This is a genomic window from Ruegeria sp. HKCCD7181, assembly GCF_057221055.1.
Genome location: NZ_JBWVBC010000011.1, coordinates 58,461 through 75,621 on the forward strand (window position 1 = coordinate 58,461; position 17,161 = coordinate 75,621).

Consider the following 17,161-nt stretch of genomic DNA (forward strand, 5'->3'; position numbering starts at 1 on the left):
TCGCCTGTTCCCCCAACTAAGACATGATTAGGGCCGGCGGCGACACTCATGGTAGACGGGTTCTGAAGGTACAGACGCCCTCATTTAGGCTGTTTGCAAACCCACAGCAGCACATTGGGGCCTGCAGGGGCGACTACACCTTTAGAACCTTTTGCTAACCTCCTGATGGCCTCCATCTCCAAGACTTACCAGAGGAGAGATCAGGGGATGTCCTTTCCATCAGAACCCCCGATAACTTCTCCCTCACCGCTTGATGCACGACCACATCAGCAGCGGGAGTGAACAGCGCGATTACTTACGATTGACTATACCGTCCAGACGGTATAGTAAAGAATCAACTTGGCAGAGGAGGCGCCAAGTTTCAGCAAGGGAGGAATTCAGATGAGACCAGAGGCGAAGCACATTCTGTGGGGGGTCACCGGAGCTGTCGCCCTGACCACCGGCGGCACCGCTGTATCGGCGGCCGAAGTATCGATTTTTTGCAGCTCTGCGGGCACAGAGCTTGAGCTCTGTGAAACTGCGTCCAAGGCATGGGCTGAAGAAACCGGCAACACGGTCAAGATCAACAAGATGCCGGCCAGCTGGGGCGAAGCGCTACCGCTTTACCAGCAACTTTTGGCGGGAAAGTCCGGTGACATTGACCTGATGACGCTAGACAATATCTGGGTTGGCGCGCTTGCGCCGCATCTTCTGAACCTTCGCGAACACGTCCCAGCAGAAGAGCTGGACCAACACTTTGACTCCGCGCTTGCGGACGCGACGATCAACGGCGAATTGCTGGCTATGCCCTGGTACATCGACGCAGGGATGATGTTCTATCGCAAGGATCTGCTGGAAAAGCACGGCAAGCCGGTGCCGACAACCTGGCAGGAACTGACCGAGACCGCTGAGTTCATACAGAATGCTGAGCGCGAAGACGGAAACCCGGATATGTGGGGATACGTCTGGCAGGGTCGTGCCTATGAAGGTTTGACCTGCGATGCGCTCGAACTGGTTGCATCCTTTGGCGGCGGTAACTTCGTTTCGCCGGATGGCGACATTACTGTCAACAACCCTAAAGCCATCGAGGCGCTAGACCTCGCGGCTTCATGGGTCGGCACGATCAGCCCTGAAGGCGTTCTGAACTATGATGAGGAAGCGTCGCGCGGCGTGTTCGAAACCGGGAATGCCGTGTTCCACAGGAATTGGAGCTATGTCTGGGGCACATCGCAGGAAGACGGCGCGCTGCTGCAGGATAAAGTCGGCGTAATGGCCCTGCCGGTAGGAGCGGAAGGGGAAAAATCCAGCGGTTGTTACGGCGCAGGTATGCTGGGCGTTTCGAAATACTCGAAAGACCCAGAAGCCGCGACGAGCCTGGCAGTTTTCCTGACCAACGCGCGCGAGCAGAAGCGACGCGCAATGGAAGCCTATAGCCCAACGATCGAGGCGCTTTATCAGGACGAGGAAATTCTCGAAACCAATCCTTTCCTGAAGGATGCGGAACAGGCCTATGCTGAAAGTGCTTCGCGGCCCTCGCAGGTGACTGGTGCATCTTATAACCGTTCTTCACAGCGAATCTTTAACGCTGTCCACAATATTCTGAGCGGTAAAGTGACGGCTGCTGAAGGTGTTGAGCAGGCCGAAAGCGATCTGGAGCGCATCAAGTCGCGCGGCTGGAGATAGAATCTCCCAGAGGGTGCTCTGGCCGCCGTCGTGATGGCCGGAGCACCCTAAAAAACTCTATTTTAATCAGGTGGAAATAGCGATGAATTTTGCGATTGCTCCTTGCTGTTGGGGTGTCTACTGGCCTGAAGGCAATACTCTGACCTGGGAAGAGTATCTGTCGAAAATCCACGAGGCGGGATACCGGCAAACTGAACTGGGCCCTTTGGGTTTCGGACCAACCAGTGCAGATGAACTGAAGTCTTCTGTCCAGGCAAAGGGTATCGAAATCGTTGCCGCAGCGCATGTACACACACTTGCCGACATTGAAACAATGGAGAAGCTGCGCCAGCAGACGACTGAATTGTGCGAACTGCTTTCTGCCTGCGGTGCGTCGCAATTCATTCTGATGGACGAATCCGAGTTTTATCCTAAGGACGCAATGGGCGTTGTCACTGCGGAGCAATGGAAAAACGTTGTTACTCAGGTCAATGAAGCCGCTCAGATTGCCCGCGATCACCAGCTTGAGTTTTCGTTCCATCCACATGTCGGAACTTGTGTCGAAACGGAACTTCAGATCGAAAAGCTGCTGAATGACACCGATCCGGATCTGGTGAAACTGTGTCTGGATACGGGGCATCACGCCTACTGGAACGCTGACCCGATTGCATTCTTCGACAAACATCGCAACCGTATTTCTGCCGTTCACCTGAAGAACGTCGATCCGGATGTACTGGATCGCGTTCACGCGGAAAACATACACTGCGACACTGCGTTTGAAATCGGCGTAATGACCGATCTGGATAAAGGAAGTGTCGACATCAGGGCAGTCGTTGACGCGCTGAAAAAGACGGATTTCCAAGGTCTTGTTGTTGTCGAGCAGGACCTGTCGGACGAAAACCCCCGCAGCCCGGAAGTGATCGCCAGATCAAACCTGGCGTTTCTGACCACTCCGCAATCCGCGGAGGCAAAGCTGTGACTGCCGCTGTATTCACACATGACACTCCCGGGATGGCCGGTGAAGCGATTGCAGATCGTATCCTCTTGCTTTTGGAAGCCAAGGGGCACGGCAAGCCGTTTCTGCTTGGGTGCCCGGGCGGGCGCAGTCCTAAACCCGTTTACAATGCGTTGGCCGACAAGGCAGCCCAACAGGGTCTGGATCTGTCAAACCTGATCATTGTCATGATGGATGAATACGTTCTCGGCCATGATGATGATCAGAAGCTACCGGACCGAAACGCGCATTTTTCCTGCCGTGGTTTCGGTGAGCGGGACATTCTGGGGCTCATAAATGCCAGCCTTCCGGAATCGTGTCAGATACCAGCACGGAACCTTTGGCTGCCTGATCTTTCCGACCCTTTGGGTTATGACCAGAAGATCGCTGATGCGGGCGGGGTGGATTACTTCATCCTCGCATCTGGCGCTGGCGACGGGCACATTGCATTTAATCCTCCCGGTGCGGAGCGTGCCAGCCGGACGCGCGTAGTACGGCTTGCCCGCCAAACTCAGATCGACAATCTCAGCACGTTTCCGGAATTTTGCAGCGTCGACGACGTGCCCGAACACGGATTGACTGTCGGTATCGGAACGATTGCAGACCAATCCCATGAAGTCGGATTGATCCTCTGGGGTGCTGACAAAACGGACGCCTTTCAAAGGATCACCCGAGCGAAAGCCTATGAACCGAGCTGGCCCGCCACAATAGCCAGCGTTTGTAAACGCGCGGCGATCCATGCTGATCGCGCTGCCGCCGGGAAGGTGCAAAATGGCGCTTGATTATGGCAAAGAGCGAAACGGCGTCAGCATCGGCATCGATATCGGTGGCACTAAGATGTTGGGGTGCCTTTTCGACGGAGACATGCAGGCACCGGTCAAGTCGATCACCTGGCCAACAGCCCGGCGCGAAGGGGGACAGGCGGTTCTGGATCAGGCGTCTGAACTTGCCCGAACACTTTGCTCTGAGACAGATCAGAAAGTTCAATGTCTTGGGGTAGCTGTACCGGAACTTGTCGACAACAATGGCCAGCCCGCTTCTGACTGGAATTTCGATTGGCGGGGTCTGGAACCTGAGACCGCATTCGATCTAGGCCTGCCTGTTCGTATTGTCAGCGATGTCCGCGCCGCGGCCTTCGCTGAAAGCCGCCTGTCCAGGCTGGCAGATGCCGATCCGTTTTTGTACGTCACCTTGTCCACGGGCATTGCCCATACTCTGGTGATCGACGGAAAGCCTTATGCTGGAGCCAACGGTTACGCCCTCCATTTTGCCGGCAGTGATCTGCTGACCCAATGCGACACGTGCAAAACCCTGTCGCCATTTAATCTGGAACTTTTTGCCGGAGGCCGGGCGCTAGGGGAACGGTATGCTGAGTTGAAAGGCAACCCGGATCTCTCGGCCCGGGACCTGTTCGAAGCCAGCCAAAATGACGATGGTGCCCGAAAATTAGTCGATGAGGTCATAGATTCCCTCTCATCCTATCTCGGTCAGCTGATCAATACTCTTGATCCTGCCGCGATGGTGATTGGTGGGGGAATGGGCACTCGGCCAGATGTTTTTGACCGTCTGTCTCGGCGGACGAGAGATTTTATCTGGGCGGAAGGCGCGCGCAACCTGCCCATCGCCGCCAGCAATCTTAACGGCAACGCTGCTGCAATTGGCGCTGTCTTTCTAGCCGAACTTCAAGAAAAGGATGTTAGCAAATGACTTCTTTGACGCTCAGGCAGATCCGGAAGAAATTCGGTGGAGTCGACGTAATCAAAGGCGTTGATCTGGATGTCCGCCCCGGTGAGTTCATCGTATTCGTCGGACCATCGGGTTCCGGCAAGTCAACCTTGTTGCGGATGATCGCTGGCCTAGAAGAAATCAATGGCGGCGACCTTGCGATTGGCGAAGATCGTGTAAATGACGTGCCACCGTCGAAGCGGGGCATCGCAATGGTGTTTCAATCCTACGCGCTTTACCCCCATTTCAATATCGAGAGAAACCTCGGATTTGCGCTTGAAACCGCCGGAATGGAGAAAAGTGAGATTCAAGATCGGGTGCACCGCGCAGCCAAAATTTTGCAGATCGAACATCTTTTGAAACGTAAACCCAGCCAGCTTTCGGGTGGGCAGCAACAGCGCGTCGCAATCGGGCGCGCAGTGGTTCGCAGTCAGAAATTGTTTCTGTTCGATGAGCCGCTGTCCAATCTGGATGCGGACCTTCGGATGGAGATGCGTGTTGAAATCGCAAAACTGCACGAACGGCTTGATGCAACCACAATCTATGTGACCCACGATCAGATGGAGGCGATGACACTCGCCGACCGTATCGTTGTGCTCAAGGACGGTCAGGTCGCTCAGGTCGGATCACCGATGGAACTCTATTCGTTTCCGGCCAACAAGTTTGTCGCCGGCTTTATCGGATCACCCAGAATGAACTTTCTGACGGCCGAAATGGAAGGTACACAGATCACGGTCGCCGGTGAGAGCCGCGAGTTCCCGATCTTGCACCAAGGCACGGTCAATTTCGGAATCCGCCCGGAGTCCGTTGTGTTTGGGCCAGCGGACATCAACTTTGGTGCCAAAGTGGTTCTTGTTGAGCCTTTGGGCGGAGAAGCACTGGTCCACCTCCAACTTCATGACGGTCAGAAGCTTGTGGCGCGCCACACCGGTATGCCGGCTTTTGCCGAAGATGAAACGATCACCGTCGGAGCCAATTTTGCCAATTCTTATGTCTTTGGTGCTGACGATACAGCGATCTGGCCGAAGCGGGAGCTGGGCTGATGGCCGCGACCGAGCAAATTCCCGCAGAACCCACATTGGCGGATGACGCCCCCAGCGTGCTGGCCCGCAAGAAAACCCGGACGGCCTGGCTTTTCCTGCTGCCCAGCCTGGTTGTGCTGTCGGCCGTCGCCCTCTGGCCCCTTGTCCGGACCATCTATTTCTCTTTTACGGATGCCATTCTCACCCTCCCGGGAGACTACTCGCTGGTCGGTCTCGACAACTACTACGCCCTTGCAACGGACGCCCTTTGGTGGAAATCGGTCGGCAATACACTGATTTTCACCAGTGTCTCCGTCACGATTGAAACCGCTTTGGGGCTGGCGATTGCGTTGCTGTTGTCGTCGCACCTGCGCGGACGTGGCCTGATGCGGGCGATCATTCTTATCCCCTGGTCTATCCCTGTCGTCGTCAGTGCCCGGATGTGGCAATGGATGCTGCACGACCAGTTTGGCGTTATCAACAACATCCTGATCAATCTTGGTTTGATCGAGCGCGGGATCGCATGGACTGCCAAGGCCAGCCTTGCCATGCCTGTTATCATTGCCGTTGACGTGTGGATCACGACGCCCTTCATGGTTTTGCTGATCCTGGCTGCGCTGACAATGCTGCCCCGCAACCTTTACGAAGTGGCCGCCGTCGATGGTGTGCCCGCGTGGAAGCAATTCACCTCGATCACTTTGCCGCTGGTCGGGCCGGGCATTGCGGTGGCAGCACTCTTCCGGATGCTCGATGCACTTCGGATGTTCGATCTGGCCTATGTGCTTTCAGCCAACAGTGACGACACCAAAACGGTATCGATCTACGCGCGCGAAACTTTGGTGAACTTTCAGGAAATGGGCTACGGCTCGGCCGCCTCGACTGCGGTGTTTTTCCTGCTGGCGTTCATCACGGTCGTTTATCTGACCATCTTCCGCGTCAACCGTAAAACCATGGGGGCCTGAGATGGTAAGAGGAAAAGGTACAAAGCGCGCCCGCATAATCGCGATTTACGTCCTGTTCGGCGTCGTAGCACTCTACACCCTGTTTCCATTCTACTGGATGATCGCATCCGCGCTGAAATCCAGCCAGGCCTTGTTCGACTCCAGCTTTCTGCCGGATTTCGACCTGACCAATTTCAAGATCATGCTGGAAGACAAGGTCTTTGTCGGATCGATCCTGAACTCGTTCATTGTGGCCACGTCGGTCGTCTTCATCTCGCTGGGACTGGCCATTGGAGCGGCCTATGCTTTGGCCCGCGTTAATTTTCGCGGCCGCAGCTCGATCATGATGACAGTCCTTGCAGTATCTATGTTCCCTCAGGTCGCGTTGCTGTCCGGCCTGTTTGAACTGATCACCTGGCTGGGGCTGTACAACCATATCGGCTCATTGATCGTGGCCTATATGATCTTCACGCTGCCGTTCAACATCTGGGTATTGACGGCGTTCATGCGCAACCTTCCGAAAGAGGTTGAAGAGGCAGCGATCATGGACGGCTGTTCACCGCTGCGAATCCTTACTCACATTTTCCTGCCGATGATGGTCCCGGCCATGATCTCTACCGGCCTGCTGGCGTTCATCGCCGCATGGAACGAGTTTATGTTCGCGTTGACCTTCATCCTTACGGACGAAAACCGGACTGTTCCGGTGGCTATCGCCCTTATCTCTGGCGACAGTCGCTTTGAGACACCGTTTGGCGCGATCATGGCGGCGTCGACGATCGTTACCGTCCCGCTGGTTATACTCGCCCTCATCTTCCAGAAGCGCATCATGGCTGGCCTTACAGCAGGTGCGGTAAAAGGCTGACCCTCGATCTCATCGGAGAATAATATGACAAATCCCATTCGCGTCGGCATCCTCGGACTTGGTGAAGTAAGTCAGTTGATGCACCTGCCGATCCTGGCGGATAACGCCCACAATTTCACCATCGCGGGTGTCTTCGACGTATCACAAAGCGCAATCGACAACGCCTGCGCGCGCTACCCCACCGCCAGAGCATTCGAGAGCGCAGAAGCGCTGATAGCCGACCAGGATATCGACGCTGTCTTCATTCTGACGCCGGACAACACGCATGGCCGCCTACTGGAATTATCGCTGAAAGCCGACAAGCACATCTTTCTGGAGAAACCTGCGTGCCTGACCGTAGGCGAAATCGACGCGGCAGCGCCGTTGGCAGAGCAGAGCAACAAAACACTCTTCGTCGCTTATATGCGCCGCTACTCACGGCCGTTTATCAAGGCCAGGGACATGATGCCGGATCCTTCTGAAATCCGCACGGTACGGGTTCGCGATCTGATTGCTGAAGGGCCGTTCTTCATCGGGCAATCGCGTCGGATTCACTATTCCAGCGACGTTGATCCCGAGATCATCGCACAGGGGAGGGCCGAAACGGATGCCCTGCTACGCACAGTTGTCGGAGAGGACGCACCGGACGGTTTGAAACGCGCGTATCAGGTGCTGACGGGACTGTCGTCGCATTCGCTGTCGGCAATGCGCGAATTGATTGGTCTGCCAAAACGTGTGATCTCCGCCAACTGGCGGCAGGGCGGTGAATCGATCGTTGTGGTGTTTGATTACGGCCCTTTCCTGGCAGTTTACGAGGCCATGATCGACAATATTGCCCGCTTTGAAGCGCGGATCGACGTGCTGTCTGACCGCCAACACCTCGAGGTCAGCTATGACACGCCATATATCCGAAACCTGCCGACCCAACTGAAAGTGGTCACGTCTGATGACGACGAAACCAGAACCACGCTGCACGGTCCGGACTTCCTTGACCCTTTTCAGGTCGAGCTCGACGTGTTCCACGGCCATGTGACCGAGGGCACGACGCCCAAGACATCTCTGTCAGATTCGCGCGAAGATCTTGTTCTGCTGGCGCAGATTGCCGAAGCAATGAATCGCAGCTAGGAAAGTTGCCTTCAATTCAGGGAGACCGAAGTGGGACGCAAACCGAACGCCAGAACCCTTATTCTGAAAACCGCCGAAGACATCGTTGCGAAGAACGGTGTCAGCAGCCTGACCTTCGACAAAGTCGCAGAGGTGTCCGGTCTCAGCAAAGGCGGCATTCTCTATCACTTTGCCAGCAAGAATGAGCTGATCAAGGCGATGGTCGAGCAGTTCGTGTCCAGGTTCGAAAACGGTATCGACGAGCTGAAAGAAGCCGACGACACGGATAAGGGCCGGTTTTCAAGGGCCTATCTGCGCGCGACCTTTGGCGGGGCGGCTACCACCGGAGCAGATTTCGATCGGCTCGGCGCTCCGATTACGACTGCCCTGTCATCCTTCCCGGACTATCTCGAGATTGTGCGGCAACAGAATATTCGGTGCCAGCACGGTGTTGAAAATGACGGGCTGGACCCGGTTCTGGCAACCATCATCCGGCTGGCCGCCGAAGGCATGTGGCTGGCCGAAGCTTTCGACGTAATGAAACTGAACCCGCAAATGAAACGCGATGTGATCGAAAGACTCATCGCCATGACGACTGGTGATTAAATCGCCTGAAATGGAGTAAATATGGGATACAAAGCCTCACCGCGGCCAACCTTTGATCAGCCGAGCAAGATCGCCTACGAAGATGTCACCCGACACCTTTGGGGCGAACCGGACGCTGGTCAGGTCGATGACTGGATCTATGCTTCAACCGACAAAATTCACCAGTTGCTCTTTGGGCTGGCACCCGGCGGGAAATTTACCCACAGCGAGAGCTTTCGCACGATTTTTGGTGCCGACGAGTTGATGTACGTCATCAGTGGGACGTTTGGCCTTGCTAACCCGCAAACCGGTGAGTTTCACGTCGCCAAACCTGGCGACACGCTGTTCTTCCGTGCCGGCACCTGGCACCACGGCTTCAATCTCGGGAACGATCAGGTTCGTATCCTGGAGTATTTTTCGCCGCCCCCGTCGCAGGGAACGTCGGGCCCCTATGCACGAACAAAACCGTTTCTGGAGCCTGCAGACAGCCGTTACTGTCAGGACAAATGGCTGGGGAACTGGCCGATGGGTCTTGAGGAACAAAAAGCGGAGCGCACCATAATCCCGGTTTCGCCAGCAGATGCCATCTGGACGCTGGATGCGGAAAGCCACGGAGCCTTCACGCGCATATTCTGCTCGACCGAGCATCTGACCTCGGGCGAGATGACAGTATTGCCGGGTCACAAAACAGTAATGGAGACACATAAGGGTGACGAATGTCTGTACGTGACGGAGGGCATCCTGAATGTTTATGCGCCCGGTGCAGATGGGCAAGTGTGGTTCGAACTGAAGCCCGGTGACGGCTTTTTTGTTCCTGAAGGGTTCGAACATCAATACCACAACACCAGCGCCACCCCGACAAAGTTTGTGTTTGGCGTTGCGCCCGAACTTTAACTGGTGAATTGGAACCCGGACCGAAGTACGATTTTCGGTACGGGTTCCATCAAAATTTTTGGGCCGATGCGTATTTTGTTGGGTTCAGGTAAGCGTTCTTATGAAAAAAGGGGCGTGTCGAAAATTATTGGAACGACCAGAGTGAGCGTCTTTATTGGGTCAATTATCCTACGTTCTCAGCAAACTGCGGCGTCAATACTCAAATCAGTGGCAAGGCGTCGTACCCTTCCCAATCTCCCCCGCGCAGAAGACTAGCCATCCTGATCCATTGAATCCATAGGGATCCGCTGCAAGTTTTGGGCCATTGACGCCCGCATCGCCAGCGGATGATTGAATTTCGATATCGTCAAGTCGAAAGTCAGCCCATGATCTCTTTCAAAGTTGCACAATATCCCAGGGAAGTGATCCTGTTCGCGATGATTTTCTATGTCCGATACGGCGTGCCAAAACGGGATCTGGAAGAGATCATCCGCGAGCGAGGCGTTTCTATTGATCACACCACGCTGAACCGATGGGTCACACGGTATTCCGGCGCGATTGCAGAGACAGAGTGACGCCGCAATCGTCTATGTGACCGCTCCTGGAGAATGGATGAGACTTACATCCGCGTGAAAGGAGCGTGGGTGTATCTCTACCGCGCATTCGATAAGTAAGGCCGGACACCTGATTTCATGCTTTCCCAAAGCCGAAACAAGCCAGCCGCCACGAAGTTTTTCGCTCGGATGTTGGAGACCAATGGTTTGCCGACGTAGATTGTGATCGACAAGAGCGGCGCCAATACCGCGGGCCTCAAGGCCATCAACAAAATGCTGAAGAGCTTCGGCTGCCCGATACCAATGAAGATGGTGAGGCGGAAATACTTGAACAACATCGTTGAACAGGACGACTGTTTCACCAAGAGGCGCACACGGCCAATGCTGGGGTTCAAGACCTTCGCTTCAGCGGCGGCAACGCTCGACGGAATCGAAGTGGTACAGATGGTCCGCAAAGGCCAATTCTCGCCCGGAATCTGTTCTTTCAAACAATTCGCCGAACTGGCTGCCTAAGCACGATCCAATCACTGAAACGACGCGTTGCGTTCAAAACTTCGTAACAGATCCCCAGAAAACTCAGCGCCGGGAGATAACACTCCGGCGCTGATGAGGCATCAGAAAAAGTCGACCCCGTTGGTGTTCATCGGCAATTGGGTGACGCGCGGTCCGTGTTGCGCGATGGCGTTTGCCAGTGCTGGGGCAGAAGGCGGTGTGCCGGGTTCACCGACACCGGTCGGAGGTTCTGCTGAGGCAACTATATGAACATCAATCGCTGCGATGTCACCGATGCGCAGGGGTTCATAGTCGGGGAAATTCGATTGATCCACCACACCTCCCGTCAGAGTAATCTCATCGCGCATCACGTGACCGATACCATAGCCGATACCTCCCTCCATCTGAGCCTTGATGACATCTGGGTTCACCGCTAGACCGCAGTCCACAGCGCAAGTGACCTTATCAATCCTGACGCCATCCTCAGCCGTGCCCGAAATTTCGACGACTTCTGCGGCGTAGCTGCCAAAGCTCTTGTGTACGGCGATCCCCTGACTGCGGCCGTCGGGTGCGTTGCCCCAGTTGCCTTTTTCGGCGGCGAGGTTAAGGACACCGGCAAGCCGATCCTGATCCTTGCCGCCGTTCTGCAGAAGTGCCATGCGGAACTCGACCGGATCGCGGCCTGCTGCCCGTGCGGCCTCATCAATCATGCTTTCCATCACATAAGCCGTGTGAGTATGCCCGACCGACCGCCACCAAAGAACTGTCGTGGCCTTTGCCACATCGGACAATCCGATAAACTGACCGGGGATTTGATAGGGATTTTCAGTAACACCCTCGACTGAGCTGTGATCGACTCCGTCATGCACCAACATCGGTTCAAAGGCGGTTCCTTTGATGATTGACTGCGCGGCGATCCGGTGATCCCAACCAATGATATTACCTTCCCCGTCCAGCCCTGCGCGGACGCGATGCGCCACGGCGGGGCGGTAGTATCCGCCGGTGATGTCATCCTCGCGCGACCAAACCAGTTTCACCGGACGCGAGCGATCAGTCATGGCAAAGGCCAGCGCGGCTTCGACCTGATAATCCGCAGTGGGCGTTGCCCGCCGCCCGAAGGAGCCGCCCGCGAACATCGTGTTGATGCGGATTTTTTCCATCGGCAACTGGAAGATTTCCGCCATCGCCATGTGCGGGCCGGTGGGCATCTGTGCCCCGTCATGCAGGGTGACGCCACCGTCCTGATCCGCTTCGATCGTGCAGGTCAACGGCTCCATCGGGGCATGCGCCAGCAAAGGGAAATAGAAAGTCTGCTCGACCACCTTCGCCGCCGAGTCGATCAATGCGGCGGTCGCGTTCTGATCCGCACCGGTCACGTTAAACTGCGGATCGGCATTCACAGCAGCAATCAGTTCGTCGCGAATCTGATCGGAGCTCCGGTTTTCAGCGGCCGAGAAATCCCAGTCCACCGAGATGGCTTCACGCGCCTGAAGCGCGGACCACGTGTCTTCGGCATAGACCGCCACACCGGCTTTGTTGGGCAGAACAGCGGCGCGAATGTACCCCTTCACACCCTTGGCCTCTGTGTCATCGAAACCTACAGCGACGCTGCCCATGCGCGGGCTGCGGGCGATGACCACAACCATCTGGTTCGGCAGGTGCAGATCCATCGCGTATTTTGCGGTGCCATTTGTTTTGGGCAGTGAATCCTTGCGGCGAACCGAGGCGTTGCCGATCAGACGAAAATCGCTTGCGTCCTTGAGACGTGGTTTTGCTGGAACCTCCAGTTGGGCAGCCGCCCCTACGAAATCGGCCAGCGGCGCAGAGCGCCCGGCCCCCTTGATAACACTGTCTTCGATCACCAACACGTCCGGGGCGACACCCCAGTCCTGCGCTGCGGCGGCAATAAGCATTTCGCGCGCAACAGCACCGGCCTGCCGGTATTGCAGGAAAGAGTTGGCCATGGCGGTCGACCCGCCGGTTCCCTGAAATGGCCCGAAGGCCAGGTTGTTATAAATGGAAGGGTCGGAGGGGGCGAATTCGTACTGGATGTCCTCCATCGAAACACCCAGTTCTTCTGCAATCAGCGTGGTCAGGCCCGTGGCGGGCCCCTGCCCTTTTTCGAAATGCTTGACGATAACCGTTACGGTGCCATCAGCGTCGATTTTGACGAAGGGATTGAGGTGCGCGGGCGCGGACCCGGCGGCGAGCGATCCGTTCGGGCGGGTGCCAACATAGAGAACTGCGGCGGTTGCAGCAGCGCCTTTCAGAAAACCGCGGCGGGATGGGTTGAGTATCATTTCAGGCCTCCATGATTTCGGATGCGCGCTGAATAGCGGCGCGGATACGCTGATAGGTGGCGCAGCGGCAGGCATTGCCGTTCATGTAATCGTCGATTTCTTCGACGGTCGGTCTGGGGTTCTCGCTGAGCAAGCCAACGGCAGACATGATCTGCCCTGACTGGCAGTACCCGCATTGCACCACGTCCAGCTCGACCCAGGCCGCCTGAACTGCTGCCGACACGTTGGAATTCAATCCTTCGATCGTGGTGACCTCGGAGCCTTCCAAATCTTCGATATAGGTCTGGCAGGAGCGCACGGGCTCTCCGTCCAAATGCACGGTGCAGGCCCCGCAGGATGCCACGCCGCAGCCGAATTTGGTACCGGTCAGTTTCAGTTCATCCCGGATCACCCACAAAAGCGGGGTTCCGGCCTCGGCTTCGACAGAATGTGTCTGGCCGTTGAGTTTCAGAGATATTGCCACGGCTGTGGGCCTCCCTTTTGGCTGATTGTTTTGGCTCAGGATTGTTCGTGTTTTGCGAAAGCATCCGCGAAATCGGGATGCCAGCGCGACAATGCGGGACGGTTTTGAAGGATGTCGCCCAAGGCCCATTCAATCCGCAATCTGTCGCGTTCGGGCGTTACGTCATTGTCAGGGCACAGAATGTAGAAATCTCCCGCAGACATGCGGTCGATCAGATGATCGACCGTCTGGTCTGAAGTCCAGGCGGAGGCCGGCTTTTCGGGAATATGACGGGCGACCATGCCGGTATAAGTGAAACCCGGTACAAAAAGATGCGCTGAGATCGGGGCTTTGGATTCGCGAAGGTCGTGGGCCAGCATCTCGGACAGGACCTTAACCCCGGCTTTTGATACGTTGTAGGCCGGGTTGCCGGGTGGCGTGGTGATCCCCTGTTTTGATCCGGTGTTGATGACGACGCCGGGTCGGTTTGCGGCCATCATCCGGGGTAGAAAAGCCTGCACGCCGTTGATCACACCAAAAAGATTGACCTCGATCGTTGCCCGCCAGGCTTCGGGGTTGGTCCAACTGCCGCTGAGGCGGCCGATACCCGCGTTGTTCATCAGAACCGCGACCTCACCGGCCGCGAAGGCGACGTCTGCCAGCGCCCCAACGGCAGCCGCGTCACTGACATCGGTGGGAACGGACAGAACCGTTGCTCCCTCAGATGCCAGTTCGGTAATTCGGGCGGCTGCGTTGTCGAGCGCCTCGCCTGGCAGATCGGCCAGAACCACGCCCAGCCCGGCCTTGGCAAAACGTTCCGCCGCCGCCAGACCGACTCCACTTGCGCTACCGGTTACGACGGCTAATCCACCGTGTTCGAGTGTTTGTGTGTACATTTGGCGTCCTCCCTGTCAGGGGCTAAAGCCCCATGTTTTGCTTTAATGAAGTGATGAAAGTGTCATCGTCCTGCGCCTTACGCGCGTCCAAAAGCGCTTCGGCATCTGCACCAGCGCGATAACGCAGTTGCTTGCTGCCATCCGTCACTGCGTTCCAGATCACATCGGCCACTAGGTCGGGCTCGGACGGCGAAGCGGCGTAGGTTCCCATGGCCGCCTGCATCCCTGCGACAGTAGGCAGATATTCAGCCATGGTCTCATCCACCACGAATTCGAACGACCGTCCGCCGAAATCCGTGTTGATCATGCCGGGCTCGACGATTTTGACCTTCACACCAAAAGGCTCAAGTTCGAAATGCAGCGCTTCGGAGAGGCCTTCCACGGCGAATTTTGTACCGTGATAAAGAGTGCCTAGCGGGAAGGTCATCTGGCCGCCGATAGAAGAGATATTGGCGATGGTGCCTGACTTACGGGCGCGAAAATGAGGCAGCACCTCTTTAGTCACTGCCAGCAACCCGATCACGTTGGTGTCGAACTGCCGTTCGATCTGTGCCATCGAAAACGCCTCCAACGGGCCATAGGCCCCGTAGCCTGCGTTATTCAGAAGTACGTCAATGCCGCCAAATCTCGCGATCCCTTCGGCAACGGCTGCGGTAATCGTATCTGGTTTGGTCACATCCAACGCAGCGACAATCACATTTTCGGCGGCTTCGAATTCCTGACCGTCCTCCGAGTTGCGCATCGTGGCGATAACGTTCCAGCCTTTTGACAGAAAAAACCGGGCCGTAGCCTTGCCGATACCAGTAGACGCGCCGGTGATGAGTATGGTCTGAGGCATGGGGAACTCCTGCTTCGTTTGTGTCTATTTAACTAGCAACAGGGCCGCATCCCGCCTTGCCTTATCCTCCGAATGATCTGCCTAATCCTCCAAATGCGCGGGTTTTTGAGTTCATGATCCGCACTGTCCCACCTATATTTGTTTGACAATGGGAGGCCCGCCGATGATACCGCAAGATCTGGTAACCGATGTTTTCAACCACGTGAAAGCGCAAGGCGCCTTGGGAACTGGGTGCGAGACGGGAGTTGACGGTCTATATGCCTTTGGCAATCTGGGGACGACCGCCTGCTCGGCAGCCTTTTACGAACCCATCATGTGTCTGGTGCTTCAGGGTGCGAAAGAGGCGCATATGGGCGGGCGCGTTATCCGCTATTGCGCGGGCCAGACCCTGATCGTCAGCCATGCGGTTCCGGTGGACGCAGCGGTTATCCAGTCCAGCCCCGAGGCCCCATATACTTCGCTTGCCCTAAGGCTGGATCTGGCATTGGCACGCAGCCTGTGTGACGAGATCGGTGAAATGGAAGAAACGGAACGCAATCTGCATTCTCTGGATGTTGCAGCCAGTGACGCGGCTTTGGTCGACGCGGTGGCTCGGCTTTTCCGGCTGTCGCGCGATCCGGTCGAGGCACATGCGCTGGCTCCGCTGGTGATGAGGGAAATCCATTTCCGCCTGCTGCGTGCTCGACACGGCGGCATGTTACGCCAGCTGCTTCAACACGAAAGCCCGGCCAGCCGGATTTCCAAGGCCATTGCCCTCATCCGCAGTGATTTTCGCAGGCCCATCCCGGTCGCCGATCTGGCGGCCGAATCCGGGATGAGCCCGTCGGCCTTTCATGGGCATTTCAAGTCGGTGACCTCGACTACGCCGCTGCAATACCAGAAAGAACTGCGCCTGCTGGAGGCTCGGCGGCTTTTGATTACCGGCGGCCAGTCCGTTGCGTCAACGGCGTTCGAAGTCGGATATGAGAGCCCGACCCAGTTCAGCCGGGAATACTCCCGCAAATTCGGCCTCTCTCCCAGTGACGAAAAATTAGCCTCTCCTCTCATTGCCGTTTCGTGAATGTGAAAAACAGCAAGACCCCTATTTCGCATTTTTAATAATGGCAGGTGGGGATGGTCTTGGCCTGTCTGGATGTACTTGCCTACCAGCTTCATTGTTTGCGATCCAAAACCTGAACGGATACGAGTTTTTTGAAAGCGAGTACATCGTACATACGCGGCGAAACTCCACTTTCCGCCTACGAAAGCAATCCGATATGCCGCAATCTTTTTGGAACGGCCTGTTCTATCATTTCACCCGGCACACCTATCCCGCCAATTGTCGAAATAGTCGAAAGCCGAACTTTGTCGCTTCACGGAGTTGCCTCGACGGCTCATGGTGGCGACTTCGATACCATCCAGGGTAGCCGACGCAGAAGCGAGGGTTTGAACCCACACATGTGTCGCATGCGCCGACCAGTAAAATTGTGATCCTATTCCACTATGTTGTTTACGTAATTGGACCTGATCGTCTGCACTTTTGGTCGGACAACCGGAACGGTTCAGGATTTTGTTTATCTCATGAAAACCTGCCGTATTGGCCCTGCTTCTGTTGATAACGATCTTGTCTGGGATTCCGTTTGTTGACAGTGCTTTGGCAAAGAACTTGGTTGCAACCGGACTACTTCTTCGCTCCGACGGCACGAAATCAAGGGCGCTTGCCGCTTTGTCGACCACTCGATAGTGGTACATCCACTTGTCTGTCACGAACAGTAGACGGGTATCGTCCATACGCCGGGATTTCAGTGTTGGGCGCGTTCTAGATTGCGTCCGTGCAGCGACTGTCGGCGGGTACTTCACAACCCATTCAATCAAAGTTGAGCGGTCACCTCGCACACCGCGTTCGGCCATGATCTCTTCCAAATCACGATAGG

General features: G+C 56.1%; 16 protein-coding genes and 1 pseudogene. 12 read left to right on the forward strand and 5 right to left on the reverse strand.

All coding sequences use genetic code 11. The features are described from left to right. The first annotated feature begins 381 nt into the window (after nt 1–381). The 11 genes and pseudogenes from AC2TCY_RS18840 to AC2TCY_RS18890 all read left to right on the forward strand — a co-directional run bounded on the left by AC2TCY_RS18840 (nt 382) and on the right by AC2TCY_RS18890 (nt 10,793). Nucleotides 382–1,662 carry an ABC transporter substrate-binding protein gene (locus AC2TCY_RS18840; protein WP_480849736.1) on the forward strand — a complete coding sequence of 427 codons (1,281 nt, stop codon included), beginning with the start codon at nt 382–384 and terminating at the stop codon, nt 1,660–1,662. 82 nt (nt 1,663–1,744) lie between these two features. Continuing rightward, complete coding sequence (locus AC2TCY_RS18845; RefSeq protein ID WP_480849738.1) at nt 1,745–2,620, forward strand: sugar phosphate isomerase/epimerase family protein; 876 nt, start codon at nt 1,745–1,747, stop codon at nt 2,618–2,620. Continuing rightward, nucleotides 2,617–3,417 (forward strand): 6-phosphogluconolactonase, encoded by an 801-nt coding sequence (locus AC2TCY_RS18850; protein ID WP_480849740.1) that lies wholly within the window; start codon nt 2,617–2,619, stop codon nt 3,415–3,417. The genes AC2TCY_RS18845 and AC2TCY_RS18850 overlap by 4 nt, the downstream gene beginning before the upstream one ends. Continuing rightward, nucleotides 3,407–4,342, forward strand: a complete 936-nt coding sequence (locus AC2TCY_RS18855; protein WP_480849742.1) for an ROK family protein — start codon at nt 3,407–3,409, stop codon at nt 4,340–4,342. The genes AC2TCY_RS18850 and AC2TCY_RS18855 overlap by 11 nt, the downstream gene beginning before the upstream one ends. After that, nucleotides 4,339–5,403, forward strand: coding sequence for an ABC transporter ATP-binding protein (locus AC2TCY_RS18860; RefSeq protein ID WP_480849744.1), 1,065 nt, complete (start codon nt 4,339–4,341; stop codon nt 5,401–5,403). The genes AC2TCY_RS18855 and AC2TCY_RS18860 overlap by 4 nt, the downstream gene beginning before the upstream one ends. Next, nucleotides 5,403–6,344 (forward strand): carbohydrate ABC transporter permease, encoded by a 942-nt coding sequence (locus AC2TCY_RS18865; RefSeq protein ID WP_480849746.1) that lies wholly within the window; start codon nt 5,403–5,405, stop codon nt 6,342–6,344. The genes AC2TCY_RS18860 and AC2TCY_RS18865 overlap by 1 nt, the downstream gene beginning before the upstream one ends. Before the next feature lies 1 nt (nt 6,345). Further along, nucleotides 6,346–7,185, forward strand: a complete 840-nt coding sequence (locus AC2TCY_RS18870) for a carbohydrate ABC transporter permease (RefSeq protein WP_480849748.1) — start codon at nt 6,346–6,348, stop codon at nt 7,183–7,185. Between the two features lie 24 nt (nt 7,186–7,209). Further along, complete coding sequence (locus AC2TCY_RS18875) at nt 7,210–8,289, forward strand: Gfo/Idh/MocA family protein (RefSeq protein ID WP_480849750.1); 1,080 nt, start codon at nt 7,210–7,212, stop codon at nt 8,287–8,289. A 30-nt stretch (nt 8,290–8,319) separates the two neighbouring features. Then, complete coding sequence (locus tag AC2TCY_RS18880) at nt 8,320–8,874, forward strand: TetR/AcrR family transcriptional regulator (RefSeq protein ID WP_480849752.1); 555 nt, start codon at nt 8,320–8,322, stop codon at nt 8,872–8,874. 21 nt (nt 8,875–8,895) lie between these two features. Continuing rightward, on the forward strand, nt 8,896–9,747 hold the full coding sequence (locus AC2TCY_RS18885; protein ID WP_480849754.1) for a cupin domain-containing protein: 852 nt from the start codon (nt 8,896–8,898) through the stop codon (nt 9,745–9,747). A gap of 365 nt (nt 9,748–10,112) precedes the next feature. After that, nucleotides 10,113–10,793 (forward strand): annotated as a pseudogene (locus AC2TCY_RS18890) (IS6 family transposase). 101 nt (nt 10,794–10,894) lie between these two features. Here the strand turns inward: AC2TCY_RS18890 and AC2TCY_RS18895 are convergent. From AC2TCY_RS18895 to AC2TCY_RS18910, 4 genes are read right to left on the reverse strand one after another with little or no spacing between them, the layout of a single operon-like run. Then, nucleotides 10,895–13,072 carry a xanthine dehydrogenase family protein molybdopterin-binding subunit gene (locus tag AC2TCY_RS18895; RefSeq protein ID WP_480849756.1) on the reverse strand — a complete coding sequence of 726 codons (2,178 nt, stop codon included), beginning with the start codon at nt 13,070–13,072 and terminating at the stop codon, nt 10,895–10,897. 1 nt (nt 13,073) lies between these two features. Next, nucleotides 13,074–13,535, reverse strand: a complete 462-nt coding sequence (locus AC2TCY_RS18900) for a (2Fe-2S)-binding protein (RefSeq protein ID WP_480849758.1) — start codon at nt 13,533–13,535, stop codon at nt 13,074–13,076. A 35-nt stretch (nt 13,536–13,570) separates the two neighbouring features. Continuing rightward, a complete protein-coding gene (locus tag AC2TCY_RS18905; protein WP_480849760.1) occupies nt 13,571–14,410 on the reverse strand; it encodes an SDR family NAD(P)-dependent oxidoreductase in 840 nt (279 codons plus the stop codon). Nucleotides 14,411–14,432: 22 nt separating this feature from the next. Next, complete coding sequence (locus AC2TCY_RS18910) at nt 14,433–15,248, reverse strand: SDR family oxidoreductase (RefSeq protein WP_480849762.1); 816 nt, start codon at nt 15,246–15,248, stop codon at nt 14,433–14,435. Between the two features lie 163 nt (nt 15,249–15,411). On the opposite strand from AC2TCY_RS18910, the gene AC2TCY_RS18915 reads away from it, so the two are divergent. Then, the gene (locus AC2TCY_RS18915; protein ID WP_480849764.1) at nt 15,412–16,308 is read left to right on the forward strand and encodes an AraC family transcriptional regulator; all 897 of its coding nucleotides are present in this window, start codon (nt 15,412–15,414) and stop codon (nt 16,306–16,308) included. A gap of 233 nt (nt 16,309–16,541) precedes the next feature. Here the strand turns inward: AC2TCY_RS18915 and AC2TCY_RS18920 are convergent, their stop codons facing one another. Continuing rightward, a complete protein-coding gene (locus AC2TCY_RS18920; RefSeq protein WP_480849766.1) occupies nt 16,542–17,138 on the reverse strand; it encodes a DDE-type integrase/transposase/recombinase in 597 nt (198 codons plus the stop codon). Nucleotides 17,139–17,161: the final 23 nt, after the last annotated feature.